This is a genomic window from Bacillus sp. FJAT-22090, from assembly GCF_007676755.1.
Classification (GTDB): Bacteria; Bacillota; Bacilli; order Bacillales_A; family Planococcaceae; genus Psychrobacillus.
In genome coordinates this window covers 160,545-177,728 of sequence record NZ_VEBK01000005.1, presented here as the reverse complement: position 1 = coordinate 177,728, position 17,184 = coordinate 160,545, and the positions used below count along the sequence as shown (strand labels likewise).

General features: G+C 38.2%; 17 protein-coding genes and 2 tRNA genes. 1 reads left to right on the top strand and 18 read right to left on the bottom strand.

Annotated elements, in window-relative coordinates; genetic code table 11:
* Positions 1-28: 28 nt before the first annotated feature.
* The 5 genes from FS486_RS09080 to FS486_RS09060 form a co-directional block, all read right to left on the bottom strand.
* Positions 29-586 carry an integrase gene (locus FS486_RS09080; RefSeq protein ID WP_144511014.1) on the bottom strand — a complete coding sequence of 186 codons (558 nt, stop codon included), beginning with the start codon at positions 584-586 and terminating at the stop codon, positions 29-31.
* 647 nt (positions 587-1,233) lie between these two features.
* Complete coding sequence (locus FS486_RS09075) at positions 1,234-1,560, bottom strand: KGG domain-containing protein (protein ID WP_144511013.1); 327 nt, start codon at positions 1,558-1,560, stop codon at positions 1,234-1,236.
* A 224-nt stretch (positions 1,561-1,784) separates the two neighbouring features.
* On the bottom strand, positions 1,785-3,257 hold the full coding sequence (locus FS486_RS09070) for an alanine/glycine:cation symporter family protein (protein WP_144511012.1): 1,473 nt from the start codon (positions 3,255-3,257) through the stop codon (positions 1,785-1,787).
* A gap of 48 nt (positions 3,258-3,305) precedes the next feature.
* On the bottom strand, positions 3,306-4,901 hold the full coding sequence (locus FS486_RS09065; protein WP_144511011.1) for an amidohydrolase: 1,596 nt from the start codon (positions 4,899-4,901) through the stop codon (positions 3,306-3,308).
* Between the two features lie 288 nt (positions 4,902-5,189).
* Positions 5,190-5,263 (bottom strand) — tRNA-Arg (locus tag FS486_RS09060).
* Between the two features lie 582 nt (positions 5,264-5,845).
* On the opposite strand from FS486_RS09060, the gene FS486_RS09055 reads away from it, so the two are divergent.
* Entirely contained in the window at positions 5,846-7,216 is a 1,371-nt protein-coding gene (locus FS486_RS09055; RefSeq protein WP_144511010.1) for an SMI1/KNR4 family protein, read from the top strand.
* Positions 7,217-7,520: 304 nt separating this feature from the next.
* On the opposite strand, the gene FS486_RS09050 is transcribed toward FS486_RS09055, so the two are convergent.
* The 13 genes from FS486_RS09050 to FS486_RS08990 all read right to left on the bottom strand — a co-directional run bounded on the left by FS486_RS09050 (position 7,521) and on the right by FS486_RS08990 (position 17,178).
* A complete protein-coding gene (locus tag FS486_RS09050; protein WP_144511009.1) occupies positions 7,521-7,943 on the bottom strand; it encodes a DUF6678 family protein in 423 nt (140 codons plus the stop codon).
* 58 nt (positions 7,944-8,001) lie between these two features.
* On the bottom strand, positions 8,002-8,493 hold the full coding sequence (locus FS486_RS09045) for a hypothetical protein (protein ID WP_144511008.1): 492 nt from the start codon (positions 8,491-8,493) through the stop codon (positions 8,002-8,004).
* A 97-nt stretch (positions 8,494-8,590) separates the two neighbouring features.
* Entirely contained in the window at positions 8,591-8,998 is a 408-nt protein-coding gene (locus tag FS486_RS09040) for a DUF6508 domain-containing protein (RefSeq protein WP_144511007.1), read from the bottom strand.
* A 77-nt stretch (positions 8,999-9,075) separates the two neighbouring features.
* Positions 9,076-10,131 carry an ankyrin repeat domain-containing protein gene (locus FS486_RS09035; protein WP_144511006.1) on the bottom strand — a complete coding sequence of 352 codons (1,056 nt, stop codon included), beginning with the start codon at positions 10,129-10,131 and terminating at the stop codon, positions 9,076-9,078.
* Between the two features lie 465 nt (positions 10,132-10,596).
* On the bottom strand, positions 10,597-11,484 hold the full coding sequence (locus FS486_RS09030) for an NUDIX hydrolase (protein ID WP_144511005.1): 888 nt from the start codon (positions 11,482-11,484) through the stop codon (positions 10,597-10,599).
* Positions 11,485-11,499: 15 nt separating this feature from the next.
* The gene (locus FS486_RS09025; protein ID WP_144511004.1) at positions 11,500-12,522 is read right to left on the bottom strand and encodes an AAA family ATPase; all 1,023 of its coding nucleotides are present in this window, start codon (positions 12,520-12,522) and stop codon (positions 11,500-11,502) included.
* Entirely contained in the window at positions 12,519-13,190 is a 672-nt protein-coding gene (gene pnuC, locus FS486_RS09020) for a nicotinamide riboside transporter PnuC (protein ID WP_260858067.1), read from the bottom strand. Before pnuC ends, FS486_RS09025 begins: the two co-directional genes overlap by 4 nt.
* A 645-nt stretch (positions 13,191-13,835) precedes the next feature.
* Positions 13,836-13,909: transfer RNA gene (locus FS486_RS09015), tRNA-Arg, on the bottom strand.
* Between the two features lie 74 nt (positions 13,910-13,983).
* A complete protein-coding gene (locus tag FS486_RS09010; protein ID WP_144511002.1) occupies positions 13,984-14,487 on the bottom strand; it encodes a metallophosphoesterase family protein in 504 nt (167 codons plus the stop codon).
* Positions 14,488-14,491: 4 nt separating this feature from the next.
* The gene (locus tag FS486_RS09005) at positions 14,492-15,088 is read right to left on the bottom strand and encodes an XTP/dITP diphosphatase (protein WP_144511001.1); all 597 of its coding nucleotides are present in this window, start codon (positions 15,086-15,088) and stop codon (positions 14,492-14,494) included.
* Positions 15,085-15,846 (bottom strand): ribonuclease PH, encoded by a 762-nt coding sequence (rph, locus tag FS486_RS09000; RefSeq protein ID WP_144511000.1) that lies wholly within the window; start codon positions 15,844-15,846, stop codon positions 15,085-15,087. The genes FS486_RS09005 and rph overlap by 4 nt, the downstream gene beginning before the upstream one ends.
* 66 nt (positions 15,847-15,912) lie before the next feature.
* On the bottom strand, positions 15,913-16,710 hold the full coding sequence (gene racE / locus FS486_RS08995) for a glutamate racemase (protein ID WP_144510999.1): 798 nt from the start codon (positions 16,708-16,710) through the stop codon (positions 15,913-15,915).
* A 9-nt stretch (positions 16,711-16,719) separates the two neighbouring features.
* A complete protein-coding gene (locus FS486_RS08990; RefSeq protein ID WP_144510998.1) occupies positions 16,720-17,178 on the bottom strand; it encodes a MarR family winged helix-turn-helix transcriptional regulator in 459 nt (152 codons plus the stop codon).
* Between the last annotated feature and the right edge of the window lie 6 nt (positions 17,179-17,184).

The following is a 17,184-nucleotide window of genomic DNA, read 5'->3' as shown; positions in this document are numbered from 1 at the left end:
TATTTATATAGTACTTTACAAAGTAGCCCTAAGCAATTTGTACATTTTGTAAAGCAATAAGTTCTTCATATATATGCAAATCTTCTGCATATAGATCTTTATAGGTTGCAAGACTATGAGATTTAACGACCTCAAAGATTTCCTCGTCCACCAAATTAAATTCTTTGTTAAGCTTTTGGGCATTTTCCCATGCCGTTTCTTCAAAAATAATATTCATCTCATGCTCCTCAATGAGCATGTTAAGCAAGTCTATATTATTATAAAGTTCATATAACGAGTGGCTTTTCTTTGTATCAAAAATCTCAAGTGTCCGGGTTAATGTAGCTAATAATGCGTCACGGTCTATCGCATGACCTAATTCATGCATTGTAATTATTTTAATATATATTTCAAGTGAAATAGGTGTCTGCATTTCATTACATACTTCTAACAACCTTTCCACATCAAATCCAACATAATCTCCAATGAAATTATAACTCATGTTCACGCCAGAGTTATCCTGTTTTAGTTCCACGTCCATTCCGACAGCTTGCATAGTCGAACGGATCAACCAATGAATGTATTTCTCATTGTATTTATTTTTCATTTATTCGTCTTCTTCTCCTCACATCTGATGTAAAAACCTTTTTAAAGTATATGATAAAATGTGAATTCTAATTAACTCATTTTTTCAACAGAAATAAATATATAACAATATTAATGTGATTACAACGAAGAAGCACTGATTTTTAAATAAATTTACTCTGCTTTTTTAGAACTGCAATGAACTGATTATATTTATGTAGTTAGTTAAATCTACTCTTCTTAAAATCTGTATCTGATAGATTCCTCTGCAATAAGAAAGGCGCAAGAGCCCTTTAAGATCAAAACCTGTATCTATCGTTTTCGAAGACCTTTGAGCTGGTTTAGTACTGCTCTTTGGAAGAAGAGAAGCAACACTTTCCTACCTTTTGAAGAAGTGACCGAAGATACAATTTCGGTAGCACCCCATCTTCTCTATTTAGAATCACTTACTATTCGCTATAATTATTCCACTATGAATACAACAGGGATTACCATGCACCACACATATGATTGATTGTAGTGAGAGGCGGCGACTCCAGAAAAATGATGAAAACTGATGAACATATACATTTATTCATAAAAAAAAGACACGCTTTAATCGAAAACCGATTAAGCGTGTCTTTCTTTTAACTACATATTTAGTTGAGTGTATAGGGTAGTTCTATTAAATTAATCGTTATCTTTCTTATTTCCACGTTGTTTACTACGTGCTTCTCCGCCTTTGCGACCTGCTTCTTCTCTGCTCATTTTACCATCGCTATCATTATTGTCGTTGTCGCGTTGATTGCTCCGCGCTTCTCCGCCTTTTGATCCAATTTCTTCATAAAAATCTCGATCATGATTTTTGGAAGTCGCTTCTCCACCTTTGCGGCCGATTTCCTCGTAGAATTCACGATCATGATTTTTGGAGGTAGCTTCTCCGCCTTTACGTCCCGCTTCTTCTACAGTCATGCTTCCATCATTGTTTCTGTTGCGATTGTTTTGCTTGTTAGCCATTACAAAATTCCTCCTCTTAATTTTTATCAAGCTTGTAATCAAGCTTACTCTTTATATTCCCAACGATAATAGAATTAAACATTCTAAATTAATATTTTTTAAGATAATCAACTTTCAAGCTAAAAGACTTAGAAAATATAAAAGATCCAGCTGAAAACTTTTCAAAGTTTCAACTGGATCCAGGAGTCTATTTAAACTTGCACTGTTTAGTTAAGGGAACACTTCTACTTATCTTTTTGCTTCTTCCTTTTATCTTCGTAAAACACACTGAAGTTTGGATCAATGGTTCCGATATTTAAATACCTAGCTTTATAATCCCTAAGTAATTCAAAGAATTTTTTACTCAATATTAAAATAACAACTAAATTTATAAATGTCGGAATAGCTGTTGTAATATCCGCAAAATACCAAACTGCTTTTCCAGGAAGATTATACATAACCGCGTATACTACCATTAACAACCCTGGAATTGGGTATAACCACTTAAAGAATGTAAGTATTTTATATTTCAACGTAATTCTCTTTTCATCTTTGAACATATGTCTGAGCAATATTTCATAATACGTATACCATCCAGTGGAAGTGGTCAGGCCGAATAAGAAAATAGATATGGTTATAATATAGCGTCCAAATTCACCAATTCCTATTTCAAATGCAGATAAAGTCAATGCTGCACCGTCTAAACCAGATGACCATACTCCAGTAATAATAATAGTAAAGGCGGTTATAGAGCAGACGATTATCGTATCTACAAAAACTTCAACTGCTCCCCACATTCCTTGCTTAATAGGATGATTCGTTTTGGCAGTTGAATGAATCATCGGAGAAGTACCCCATCCTGCCTCATTACTATACACCGCCCTTGCTACACCCATGCGAATCACTTGAGCAATAACCGCTCCAGTAAAACCACCAACAGCTGCCATCCCCGAAAATGCGCTATCAAATATTAAAGAGAATACGGGGATAATTTCAGAATAATTTTTGAAAATAATAAATAGTCCTGCTAAAACATAAAACATGCACATAAAGGGAACTAGCCTACTAGCAATTTCACCGATCCGCTTAATGCCCCCATAAATAATAATATATATGAGAGTTAAATAGATAAAAGATGCGGGTATCATTCCAATATTAAATGTGGAACTTAAAGCCTCAGATATGGTGTAGTTTTGCAATGTAATAAAAAACGTTGTAAATATTCCAAAACCGAAAAGAATTGCTGGGACTTTCCAATACTTGAACTTCTTTTCCTCACCAAGACCTTTTTCCATATAGTAAGTTGGACCACCATATGGATTTCCTTGTTCATCCGTATTTCGATAGTAAACGGATAATGTTACTTCCACCGTTTTGGTGATCATACCAAGAAGAGCAGTGAGCCACATCCAAAAAACAGCACCTGGACCACCAATTGCAATGGCTGTTGCCACGCCTCCAATATTCCCAACCCCAACACTACCACCGATTGCCGTACTAACTGCTTGGAAAGGAGTTAATATTCCTTTTGAATCCTCCGATTTGTCTCTTTTAGAAAATACTTTTCCAAAAGTCTGTTTAAAAATATGAGGTAAATAACCGAACTGAAATAGCTTGCTACCTATTGTAAAGTATAGTCCAACGAATAAAACAGTGAAAATTAGTGGTAATCCCCATAACCATCCAACAATTGTTTCTAGTATGGTATCCACTTTCATGTACCCCCCTTATTTATTATTGTCACTGCTATCATTTAATGCTTCTCCCTATCTCTGGTACTTTATTTCTCCTCCTATAACCGTCATTTCAACGTTGGTAGTCAAAAGCTCATCTGCATCTTCCATTGTAAATGGATTTTCGGACAAAATTGTCAAATCACACAGTTTCCCTCTTTCGAGTGTTCCTTTTTCTGTCTCTTCGTTAGTTGCGTACGCACCTCCTAATGTAAATAATTGAATAGCCTCGTACATAGACAATCTTTCTTGTTCATTATATCCATTGTGCCTTTCTCCTATTTTCTTACGCGTCACAGCCGCATGGATACCAAGGAGGGGGGTTAATGGCTCAATTGGCGCATCCGAACCACCGGCACACAATACACCAGCTTGTAAAAGGGCTTTAAATGGATAAGAGAAATTAGCTCTTTCGTCTCCCAACCTCTCCACAATCCAAGGGTAATCGCTAGGGACAAATTTCGGTTGAACGTCCGCTATACGATGAGGAGTTTTCAATCTATTTATTAAGTTCTTATTTAAAACTGATACATGTATAAGTCGATCGCGGATTTTCGCAGGTTCGAATTGATCTAGTGCGTCTAACACATTTATCAATGCTTGGTCTCCGATCGTATGAATAGCGGCAGGCATATTGTTTTTTCTAATATCATGGAAAATACGATAAAGTTCTTCATTGTCATACATAGCACTTCCGAAGTTTTCAGCAGAATCTTCGTATGGTTGGGCAAGAAGCGCTGTTCTCCCACCTAAAGCTCCATCCGCAAAAAGTTTTATCGCCCCAATCATCACCTTATTATTTCCGTATCCTGCATACATCCCCGATGCAGTCAGTTCTTCTAAATAATCGTAGTCAATCAACAAATTACTTCTCGGTCCAATACCTTCTTCATTAACGAGTTCATCAAAAAGCTTATAAGTCTGAATGGCCCCACCCAAATAATTGGGATCGTTTGTATGAATGCCCGTTAACCCAAGACTTACGGCATCTTGTAATGCCATTTTTAAAGCACTTTTAAGCTGACTATAGCTTTTTTTAGGTATATGTTTTGTAATGATTGTAGAAGCAGTTTCAAGTAACAAACCAGTTGGTCTTTTACTAGACGGATCCAAGACGACCGTGCCCCCATAAGGTATCGACATTTCAGAATGGTAGCCACTTTGCATGAATGCTTTGCTATTGACCAAAAAAGCATGTCCACATATTCTAGGCAAGAAAAGTGGACAGAATGGTGCTACATAGTCCAATTCTTGTATTGTCGGTATCTGTTTATCCGGGAAAATATTTTCATCCCAGCCGCGGCCTAATATCCATTCGCCCGGTTGCAATGATATTGCCTTTTCTTTAATCGCTGCTAAGAGGTCATCCTTGGACTTCACACCAGTGAGATCTAGCTCTTGCGAATTTATGCCTACACTTGAAATATGAAGATGACTATCTATTAAACCGGGGACTACCGTTTTACCATCTAAATCGATTATATTTGCTTCATTTCTTCCCCATTGAAGAAGCATGTCATCATGTGTGCCCATGTCTAGAATTCTTTCATTCTCTGCAACAATGGATTGTACCATCGGTTCCTGAGGATTCATCGTATAAATATTACCGTTCGTATAAATTGTCTTCATAATAAAGTTTTTCTCCTCTCTTACTATCATTAAGTATTAGATTTACTATGTTTCAACTTAGTGTTTTGCTTAAAATAAACGAAAATTACATCATTTATTTATTATAAAGGATAACTTATTTATATAACACCATATTTTGAATATTTGCACAAATGAAGTTAAATGAATATATGAACAATCGATTCGTGATAGAACTAATGGAATTCGATGATTTGCTAATGAACAATTATTCTTAAATTAGAAAAAGCAGTAAACGTTGATTTTCAACGTTTACTGCTTTTTCAATTACGTCCCAGGAGAGATTCGAACTCCCGACCGACGCCTTAGAAGGGCGTTGCTCTATCCAGCTGAGCTACTGAGACTTATGTATTTACGAAGACCAAAATTATCTTCTTTTTTATTATAAAGGAAATTTAATAATATTCAACCTCTAAAAGATATTTTTTAAACATTTTTAACGATACTTTAATCTCATATCTTTTTTTATCTAAAAAGTCCCTTCTAATGCACATGGGAAGGGACTTTTTCAATTGCGTCTCCTTTTAATGCTAGTATTACTGGGTCTTCACTTAAATTGTGTGGAAAATGTTATATACATATTTATTCTACCTTTATACAATAATTCATCACACTTAAGCGACAGGCTTATTGGACTCCATTATAGCTATAGTTTTCAAGCTATCTTATAGAATAATTAATAATCATGGCTTCTTTCGTACCTTCATCGTACACGATCCATAACTCGTCTCCAACAACTACACCATATAAGGGTTCAATCGTTGGTGCTTCGTATCATGCAAATCCAATTGATCAAGGTATAACTTCAGCGTAATTGTAACATATGGAAAGTTCTAGAATCCATCATTCATAGATGTTACTATTTAAAGGTAGAGACTACCAGATACTTATGAAGTTATTTAAAAAATAATCATTTGGAGGTAGAAATGGAACAAAGACTTATTGACCAATTAAATGAGTGGCATGAAGCAAACGAACACCAACGAATTGTAGATTCGCTTATAGCGATTCCTGAAGAAGAACGAAACTATGAAGTGATCAGCCGTTTGGCGAGAGCCTACAACAATTTGGGACTTTACGAAACAGCACTCGATCAATTCGAGAAAATTTCTGAGGCTGGCAAAGAGGATTTTTTATGGCATTATCGGGTAGGTTTTGCTCTTTATCACTTGGGACGATTTGAGGAAGCGCTTCAAGCTTTCGTCAGTTCTGACCAACTAGAGCCTGACGATCAAAATACAAAGTACTTTTTACAAAAAGCGGAGAAACAAAAAAGAGAAAAACTTCGGCTTGCCAAGAAAAAAGCTTATCTGGAGCAAGGAGGTTCTGCAGTGAAGAAGATTCCTTTTACAGATATGTCTCTAACTGCTTTCTGGGAGGACAGCGAATATGCAAGAGAAGCCTATCAATCTGAACCACCCACGAGCGAACTAATCGATTCCATAGAGAAAGAACTTGGTTATAAGCTCCCCTCCTCTTATATTCATCTAATGAAGCAGGAGAATGGCGGGGTGCCGAGGAACACTTGCTTTCCTACAGAGGAACCAACTTCCTGGGCGGAAAATCATATTGCAATTACGGGTATTATGGGTATCGGACGCGAGAAAAGCTATTCATTGTGCGGAGATCTGGGCAGTACGTTTATGATCGAAGAATGGGGATATCCAGACATTGGGGTAGTGATTTGTGATTGTCCTTCAGCCGGTCATGATGTCGTGATGTTAGACTATCGAGCCTGTGGTAAAGACGGTGAACCTGAAGTAGTTCATGTCGATCAAGAAGATGATTATGAGATTACCTTCCTCGCTGAAAATTTCGAAGAGTTTATCAAAGGATTAGTTAGCGAAGAACAATATGATACTTCTGAAGAAGACAGAGAAATAGCCTTGGATAAAGTCGCACATGGCAAATTTTCTGCTTTGCTGGATGAATTGTGCTCCCAAGTAAACGAAGTGGAACAGGTTGAACAGAAAATCCGCAGCATATGTACAAACATTGTAGAAGAGAAAGGCTATTTTGCTTTACATGCAGATAAATTATCATATGACATGTATGATGTGCAGTTTTGGTTATATACAAAGTCCTATCCGAACACTACTCGGGATCAATATGTATCAACCTATGAAAACATAATCGCATTTGGTGGTGAATTCGGTACAGGAGGTTATGCTCCCTCTTTTATTACAGATTGGCTTGATTATCGCATCGACGAAGGACGAATTATACAGGAACAAGGGAGTATTCGATTTACAGATTTATATGCAAAGGAAATAATTAATAAGTTAAAAGAAGCTTAATCTCTGATTAAGTTGCTGACGAGGTTCATGCCTAATAATGAAGAGAGCTCACTTTTAAAGCGAGCTCTTCTTTATTCAGTGGCGGTTTTTCTCCAGGCCATCTTCTATATTAGGTGAGATAGGATATATCCAGTTACTTAAAATCAACGTACAGCTACGGCAAAGCAGAAACTATATAATATACCTTTTCACTCAGCCTTGTTATAGATTTCGTTTCTATTAGAAGCTACCAATATAACTTCTTTTTCTAAGCAAGCTCCGTACTTTTGATCGCTTTGCTCTCCCATTCATATTTCTGTAGGGCCTATAATGTTAGTATGCTTGTATCTGATATGTACCCGTAAATATAATATGTATCATCATCTAGTTGATATGGAATCGATAATTCCTTTAATAGTTTGATAAAATCATCTGTAATATCGATTAATTCCGGAGATACGAGGCGACCACGATGTTTCAAATATTTTGGCCTTACTCTGATCCATTCCACATGGTAGAATGGTTCAATTCCCTCTTTCCAATCTCCCCAATACCAAACATCTGATTCAAATTCTTCCGGGTGTAATATATCTTCTAACAAATACTTAGCTTGGTATGGCGGCGGAAATAGCAAATTATTTATAACTGCATCTTGGAGTTCTCGCCACTTAGTATCATTCATTATAGAAACTAAGTTTTTTTCAGCAACGGTCTTAATTACTCTCAATTTGTTTTGATTTGGTACCATATGAAACCTCAGTTCGATAATTGATTTATTTATGTAATTATTACATGATGCCTTTTTATCACCCACGCAGGAAATCTTCAATTTGTTTCCGTACAATTGCAGGAGGAATTAGTTGGATATGTTCACCTTTCTCGTTGCAGGTGAAAATTCCTTTGAAAACTTCAGGCATGGCATCGAACTGTTTCTCTAACTGTACATTAAATTTTTCGAAACAGTCATAGGGATATTTCTCCAGCAGATAGGGCATCAAAAAAGTAGAGCGCAAGATTTCATATTCCTCATAATTATATGGTGTTCTTTCTGAGCGCTTTATTAATATTTCCAACATCTTATTCATTAATGTGGCAACTTCTTTTTCGCTAGCAAAGGCAGCATATCCTCTAATTGCAGTCAGACGCATATCCAAATAACGCTCTTTTTTATATGCTTTTAGAAAAAATTCCTTTCCGTCCTTTGGAAGGTCAAACACAAATTGCTTTAATAAGACATTACGTTTAGCAATATCCTTTGTTTTAAAATATGTTTCCATTTTTATGTTTATTTCATTCATATATCCTACCTCCATCCTTGAGCGAACTTGTCCCTTTGCGGTGAGTAATTTTGAAACAGTGCGAAGACTTTCCGGCTGCCATCCGCTTGCAAAACACTCACTTATGTCTATCTATAAATTCTCTAAGTCTAGTTAGTATTTTAGTTATATGTCCATTTATTATTACGGCGTTGAATAGTCCTTCCGTAAATCGATCTCCACGTATATAACTTGTCATCAATTTTCGAAGCGTATCTAAATCTGCTTTCATTACATGCTCTTCTATATCGTTTTCTATATATTTATAAATTTCATTTTGATTTAACCAACTCTTCCAATCAAACACAATGATAAATCCTGTATTACATAATTCCTTATGAAATTCTTGAATTTCTTCACATTCAAGCCTATCTCTTTTTTCCTCTACACTAATCAATGCGTCGAATCTTTGGAAAAAACCTAGATATTCGACCAGTTTATTCAGCTCTTCTAAACCTATTTCTGAAATATGTGAGATCTTATTCACCCCAATTGCTATTTATGTTCTTCAATAAGCTACTTAGTTCAACTATCCTCCCTATCTTAAAGGTAGTGGATCATAAGTTACCGCCTATAGTCGGGCTGATCCATAGCAATAGGATTCGAATTGCTGAGTACCCAATGCACTGCCAGTTCGCATAATCTCGCAGGTTCATCACTTCCATTGCCGCTTTGAAGTTTTTTCGTTAATGGGACTACCTCCTGAAGAGCATCTGGATGTAATGGCGTACCCAAGCTAAAATAATGGTTCAAACTATTGATCATCTTACGATATTGATTATCCCAGTTGATGCCCCCGTTATCTAAAATTTCATATGATACTTTACCTGTAATACGGATCACCTCACCCTGCACGGTGTTCGCATGTCCTTTTGAAGGAATTAGTAAACTCCAGAGTTCATGATGTTGCGCCTGCCACCCCTTAGTGGATACAACTATTGGAGAAACGCCATCGTGAATCTTTCGTTTCCCAACCGGAGGAACATCAAATAGCTCATATAGACATAATAGTGCCTCATCTATTTGATTTAAATATTCTTTATTGAAGCCTTCTCTATGAAATTCAAAATCGTTTCCGATTCGCTTAATCGAGTCTTGCATTTTCGGGGTTACAGTGGCTCCTGCATCAAGCAAAATATCAGCTACTTCCGTCATATCGAAAATATTCATGTTTCTACACATAGCCAACGCTTTTTCTAATGGGGTCTGTTTCATTTTATTCTCCGCGTTGATATTTGCTCCTTTAGAAACCAACGTACGAACTGCATCTGGCTTAAAAGTACTTGCGGCGGCAAACAAAGGTGTCTCGTTTTGATAATCAAAAGCTTCTATGTCTGCACCCAAATCAATTAGCAATTCAGTATGACCGCACCAACTTATCGCATGTTTATGTAGAGGCGTTCTTTCGTAATTATCTCTAGCATTTATATCGGCCCCCTGTTCTACGAGCCAGCGGACCAATTCATTTGGTATATTGAAACAGCTCAAGGCTGTTGATTTACTGTAGCCGCCTCGGGCATCCAACTCGCATTTGATGAATACCTCTTTTAACACGGAAATGTCGCCTGCTTCAATTAATTCATCGAAATTTTTTGGTAAGGACTTTTTTTTCTTGCCCATAAGTATTTTCTCTCCCCACCCTAGATTTTTATACTTAATTTAACACTGGATTTTACCACTTATCGCTTCTTGTAGTATTCATTTCTGAATGGTTTTTCTATCAATAATGAAATCTGATAGCGCACTCCTTCAGACCATACTCGTTTATCTTTTATTCGAGTACGCTAAATCTTGTCAAAGCTATGGACCGCACGTCCTAAAGTCTTCATCTTATTTGGATGCTCAGCTTTAAGGATGGACTCCAACATTTCGTCATTACCGAACAACATTACATTTCAGTCATTATAAACTGCTCGGCGCAGGGTTACTGCGTTCCCTTTATAACCGTGAACGGGCACATCCACTATTGAATTGAAGTAGTTTTCGTCGACACTCCCATCCTTAAGCGACGTATGTACCCGAAAAACATGAATTTGTACTTTTTCCCTTGTAATATGCTCTACTCATTGATATTGTAAGTCATCGTTAATCTAACAGTTTTCTCCGATACAAGCGGGATGGCCTATGTCCCGCATTTTCGGTGTAATGATTGGTTTCTGTAACAAGATCGGCCACTTTACGCCGGAATGCCGCCTTCAACAGCTCTTTATCCATAATTACCTCATAAACCTGCTGCAGTTCCGTTAAGGTAAAAAACTTTGGCATTAAGTGAAGTGCAATATTAGTATAATTCACTTTTCCCCGCAACCGCTCAATAGCACATGCTATGATTTTCGCATGGTCGAAGGCTAATCCGTCATTCGATACGATTTCATAATTCGTGTTAGTCGATGTAGCCTTCACGGTCATAATCCTCGTTATGATTGCCGAAAGTTCTTCTTCTTCACCGCTAAGTTTGAGTTCATACTCTAGCGTCTTGATATAACCGTCCTCAATCAGCTCTTTATTCTCTCGTAGCAGCCGATAGGATATATTGAACCAGGCAGCGTCTGACGCATCATCCCCCGCCTTCAGCTCCAACTTGGCGCTATTGATTAGAGCAATATAGCTGCAGCTTATCACCCAGGTTCGTGGGTCGCGTCCAATATCACTGAATGTATATAACTGCTCCAAATAAACATCTTCTACACCGGTTTCCTCTCGTAACTCTCTTACTGCTGCCTGCTCAGTCGTCTCATTCAGCCGGACAAATCCGCCAGGCAGCGCCCATTTACCTAAGAAAGGGTGACCTCCTCTGCGAATAAGCAGGACACGTAGATTCTTTTCCGCCAGTTTACGATAATTGTCAGCTTCCTCTTCCGTCACAGTGAAAATTACCATATCTGTCGTTACCGAAGGCCGCTCGTACCCCCCTGCACTGTACTGCTCCAAAAATTCGCTTTCCGTAAGTCCATCTTTATCCAACAAATTCAATTAGGTTTACCTCCCTTATTTATCATTTAACCATTTTAGCTCTCCGAAATAATTTCCATAGGGCTTGAACTTCTCCAAAATCTCGTCAACCTTGCAAATACGTTCCTCCAGACTCCCTCGCAACGTAATATAGGGAATCCGCCGCTCTTTCAAATCCGCAATAATCTGTTTATGAAAAACATGCCGCTTCTGATCTCCACTACGGTCCCACGTATCGTCATAAGGGATATCGTCATCGCACAGGAAGAATAGATCATAGCGTTGCGCATTCTCTAGCGCCATCTGGGTTAACAGCTCAGGTGCCCGTCCGTGGTAATCCAGAGCGAACATATACGTAGTAATCGCATTAGTATCGACGAAAAGATACCGGTTCGCCGCAAGCATTGCTTGTTCTTCGCGCTCGATATGACCCAAAGCGATTTCATTGAACGCTTCCAAACCGATTCGGCGGTCCACCTGATGCTCGGTCCAATAATCGCGTCCATATTCGCTTGCGAATGTCGTGCAATATCGCTGTGCCAGCGCTTCGGTGATTGTCGATTTACCCGTCGACATCGCTCCAACGAATACCACTTTCGTAATCAAATCTCGGTACACGATATCACTTACGAACTCCCTATATTTATATGGATCAGAACGAACCATCGTCGCTGAGATGGGAACCTGTTCGCGAGCTTCATCCACCCGCCGGTCTATCGCACCCAAAGCGAGACTCATATGTCGGCCGTAAAACTCGCTCGAGTAAAAATGCGTTACTTGTTCTCCATTCAGCAAGCCAAGTATATACTGTTCTTCCCGAATCTCATGCTCCCTATCATCCGAATATCCGTCCGGACCATCCCAAGCTTCGATTACACGGACCTCCGGGTAAAGCCTACGAATCCAATTTGCTCGGACATGAAGCGGAATCGGTGTTACCGTCGTCTCGTAAATGACCACGATCAATTCATCGACCTCTTGTAGCGCCGTTTCGATCATAAATTGATGTCCTTTATGAAAAGGAGCAAATTTCCCCAATGTTAGCCCAAGCTTTTTCATACCGCGACCTCCTTTGCCCCTTTATTCCAAATATAGTACCCATAAACCGCGTTGACAAGATACGCGCTCCACATTACGATCATCAGCAAGCCTTCGCCGCTACCCTCTTGCATACGAATCGTCCATAATAGCACAGTGAAGAGATTCAGCATGATATATACCGTCCATTGTTCCTTGAATCTTCTTACCATTAAGAAAGTCGCCACTACAGACAACACTGTAGTAGTGGCATCGATGTACGGCGAGTTCTGTCCCGGAATGAACGAAAGTCCAAATCCGAGTAGCAAACAGCATAATACACTGACCACCCCAACGAGGATCAATCCTCTTAAATTCATTTGTCGCATGACCAACTTACCGTTTTCTTGGCGATTATTTTTCCACATGAAGAAGCCAATGACATTCATAGGAACAAAGAATAGCATATTCAGCATTACCTCTCCAAACAAACCGTTAATATAGGCCAAATAAGTGTAACCGATAGTATTGTACATACCGAAAACATAGCTCATCAGGTTTCCCTTCGCCGCAAGCACCACACATAGCACTCCGGTTATAAAAACCGTTAATCCAAATAAAGAGTCCTTTGAAATTACCGTAAAACCTATTGCAATTGATGTAAACAGCACCAACCATATAATTTCGAACAGATTCCAGCCACCCGCCATCTTCTTCACCTTGCATCCCCCCATTTTATCCACTCATTCAAAGAGTGAAAACAAAAATTTCACTTAGTAACACAATGTTATTAACATGTTGTTACTAACAAAATTAACAGGAAATACTGAGAATGTCAAGTAAGTTTTTCCTTTATTCATCGCCTGAAGACATCCATTATCCTAAGCGCAAAATCAATCGGCACAGTCTAATTAGCACTCCTTACGTTTTCCACAAGAGCACTCTTTTGAAGTTTGTTGAATGTTTTTCCCAAATAATCGTATCTCATTTTCACAATTTTATAATTTATGATGTAAATCCTTCTTCCACTACTCCGTTTCGTTAGACAAATAAAAAAAGAGCTAACTAAGTAGCTCAATAAGGAATTTATTTAGAAGTCATTATGGCTGATAGCGGACGAAATCATTTTCTTTCGAATAATGCGCTAAGAGTGCCTAAAATGCCTGTTCAGCAGTTCGGATAGGTTCAAGAACCACTCGACATATAACATGGAAAATTATATGTCTCACTGTTACAGTTGCCGTATCCTTTTCTAACGTATTTCCTAAAACAAAAGCGCTTCAGATCCTTTATATTATACAGGATCTGAAGCGCTTTTAAATTGGTTCAAACTTATTCTGTCTAAAAACCTGGTACGTCCCAGGAGAGATTCGAACTCCCGACCGACGCCTTAGAAGGGCGTTGCTCTATCCAGCTGAGCTACTGAGACAAGTACTCCCCCACCACACAGATAGGAAAGACAAGATTTATTATATATCGTGGTTCACTTTAAGTCAACGTTATTTAAGAAACTTTTAAAATTATTTTATCGATTAGTATATGCTCGGAAGAATAAAAAACAACCGCCCATGCATTCTCTAGTTTCTCTACAATTGCGTAGCTTTTTTCTTTGCGTCCTCGAGGTTTATTTAAACTACCTGGATTAACGAAAAGAATTCCATTTTGCAATTCTGCTCCAAGCATGTGGGAATGACCAAAGCATACCAAAGTGACTTTTACCTCTTGTGCTCGGTAATTTAATGGCATTAGCGTTGTTTTGACATGATGTTTATGTCCATGGACAACTAACACTTTTTCGCTTTCCAATTCCAATACAACTTCCTCTGGAAAATCTTCTCCAAAGTCACAATTTCCCCGAACGATATGAATTGGTCTATTATCAAAATAAGAAGCGTCTAGTTCACTGTCACCACAATGAATCACCGTATCAATATCCGTCCAATAATTCAGGACTTTTTCCATTGTCACTGTATCCCGATGCGTATCACTTATAATTAATAGTTTCATCAAATTAGCCCAGCAATTCTGTCAGATTGGAAGCCAGCTGCTTAATTGCATTTCCTCTGTGTGAAATAGCACCTTTTTCTTCAGCAGATAACTCTGCCATCATTTTATTTTCAGAGGGAACGAAGAAGATTGGATCGTATCCAAATCCGTTTGAACCTTTTCTTTCGGACGCAATGATCCCTTCGCATGTTCCTCTGACCGTGAAAGGTTCTTTTGACGGAGAGGCAACCGCTATCGCGCAAACGAATCTAGCTGTTCTTTCGGATTCTTTGACGTCTCTCAGTTCTTCTAACACTTTATCGATGTTCGCTTCATCGCTTTTCTCTTCTCCAGCATACCTAGCTGAATAGACGCCTGGGCGGCCCTCTAGCGCGTCTATTTCAAGACCGCTATCATCCGCAATTACGATTGTTTGCAAGTGGTTAGCGAGTGCCGTTGCTTTAAGAAGAGCATTTTCTTCAAAAGTAGTCCCTGTTTCTTCGATATCCATTTCTTCTGCTACGTCGTGAAGTGTTAATACGGCATAGCCTAGTGGATTAAAGAGTGCGTCAAAATCTTTTGCTTTTCCTTTATTTTTCGTTGCAATAATTATATTTTTCATTCCGTATCAAGTCCTTTCTTGCCAATTAAAGATGCTAACTCCCCTAAAGCTGTATGTTGCACATCCATTAATTGTTTAATGCCTTCTTCTCCAAACTCTAAAAGCTCCAATAATTGTTTTTTAGAAAAAGTTGCTTCTTCCCCAGTACCTTGAAGTTCTACATATTCCCCACCACTAGTTTGTACAATATTCATATCGACAGAAGCAGTAGAATCCTCTTCATAATTTAGATCTAATACTACTCCCATATCTTCAATTACTCCTACACTTGTTGCAGCCAAATATTCACGGACTGGGAAATGAGGCAATTGTTTTCGTTCATATAGCTTCCCTAATGCAATAGTTAAAGCTACAAAAGCTCCAGTAATACTAGCTGTTCTTGTTCCGCCATCTGCTTGAATAACGTCACAATCGACCCAAATTGTTTTTTCTCCGATTACTTCCAAATCTACAACAGAGCGAAGTGCTCGTCCAATCAGGCGTTGGATTTCCATCGTACGACCTGTTACTTTCCCTTTAGATGATTCCCTTTGTGTACGTGACTCTGTGGCGCGTGGCAACATAGAGTACTCTGCGGTGATCCACCCTTTACCTTGTCCCCTTAAAAACGGTGGTACCCGATCTTCAATGGTCGCATTACATATCACCTTTGTTCGGCCAACCGTTATTAACACGGAGCCCTCCGGATGTATCAAATAATTGGTTTCAATTTGTATATCTCTTAATTGATTTACTTTTCTTCCATCTGTTCTAATCATATATTTCTCCTTTTTCCTTCACGCAAAAGAAGACCCCGCTATCCAAGGTTTCTGAAGCTAACAGGGTCATTTGAATGAAATTGTTCGTACATCCGCATTTGGTAACTCTAACCATTTTTCTACTATTGTTTTAAAAATCGGTACCGATCCAGTCGTATAAAAAACTGGTGTTTTTTTCATTTGTTCGGGATGATGCATACGATGGTAATTTAAATACTCCATTACATCCTGAGCAGTTTCTTCTGCAGAAGAAAGCACTTTTACATTTTGCCCAACCGCCTCTTCAATATGCTTTTGCAGCAACGGATAATGTGTACAACCTAGAATTATCGTATCAAACTGTTCATTTTTTAGAGGCAGTAGTGTTTCAAATACCATTTTCCTTGCAAATTCGCCTTCATATTCATTACTTTCTACAAGTGGAACAAACGTCGGACAAGCAAGTGGGATAACTTTACTTGACGTATTTAAAGCAGAAATCGCTTTTTCATATGCGCCACTTTTGATAGTACCGCTTGTACCTAGCACTACGATTTCATTTTTTTTCGTTGCTTTTATAGCTGCTCTTGCCCCTGGAAAAATAACCCCGATTACGGGAAAAGGCATTTTTTTATTTAATGAATTGAGTGCTACCGCAGTTGCTGTATTGCACGCAATTACAAGCATTTTAATATTCATTTTAGCCAATGCCATGGCCAGCTGCCAAGTAAATTTACGCACTTCCTCACTTGACCTTGGACCGTATGGACATCTTGCTGTGTCTCCAATATAAATTATTTCTTCATTAGGCAAATGTCGCATAATTTCTTTTGCAACCGTTAACCCACCTACTCCAGAGTCTATAACACCGATTGGGGCTTTCACGTTAATTCCTCAGTTCTTTTTCATCTCTTGATGTAATTTTTCTAATAATATAGATAGATTTGCTACTTGTGCTTCGTCGAATTGACCGAGAATGTCTTGTAAATATTGTTGCCTTTTATCGATAACCTCTTCAATAATACGTTCGCCTTCTTCTAATAAATGTATACGTACTACTCGACGATCTTGTTCATCTCTAATGCGTTGAACAAGTTTACTTTTTTCCATTCGATCAATTAAGTCTGTCGTTGTACTAAAAGCTAAATACATTTTATTGGATAAATCACCGATTGTCATGTCTCCATGTTCTAGAAGCCATTGAAGAGCTACAAATTGCGGCGGCGTTATTGTATAGGAGTTTAATATTTGACGCCCTCTTTGTTTAATAATACCTGATATATGTCGAAGTTCTTTTTCTAAAAAAGCAACATCTTCTTGATTATGTTCCATTCCGCTTATTTCATCTGCCATATAATC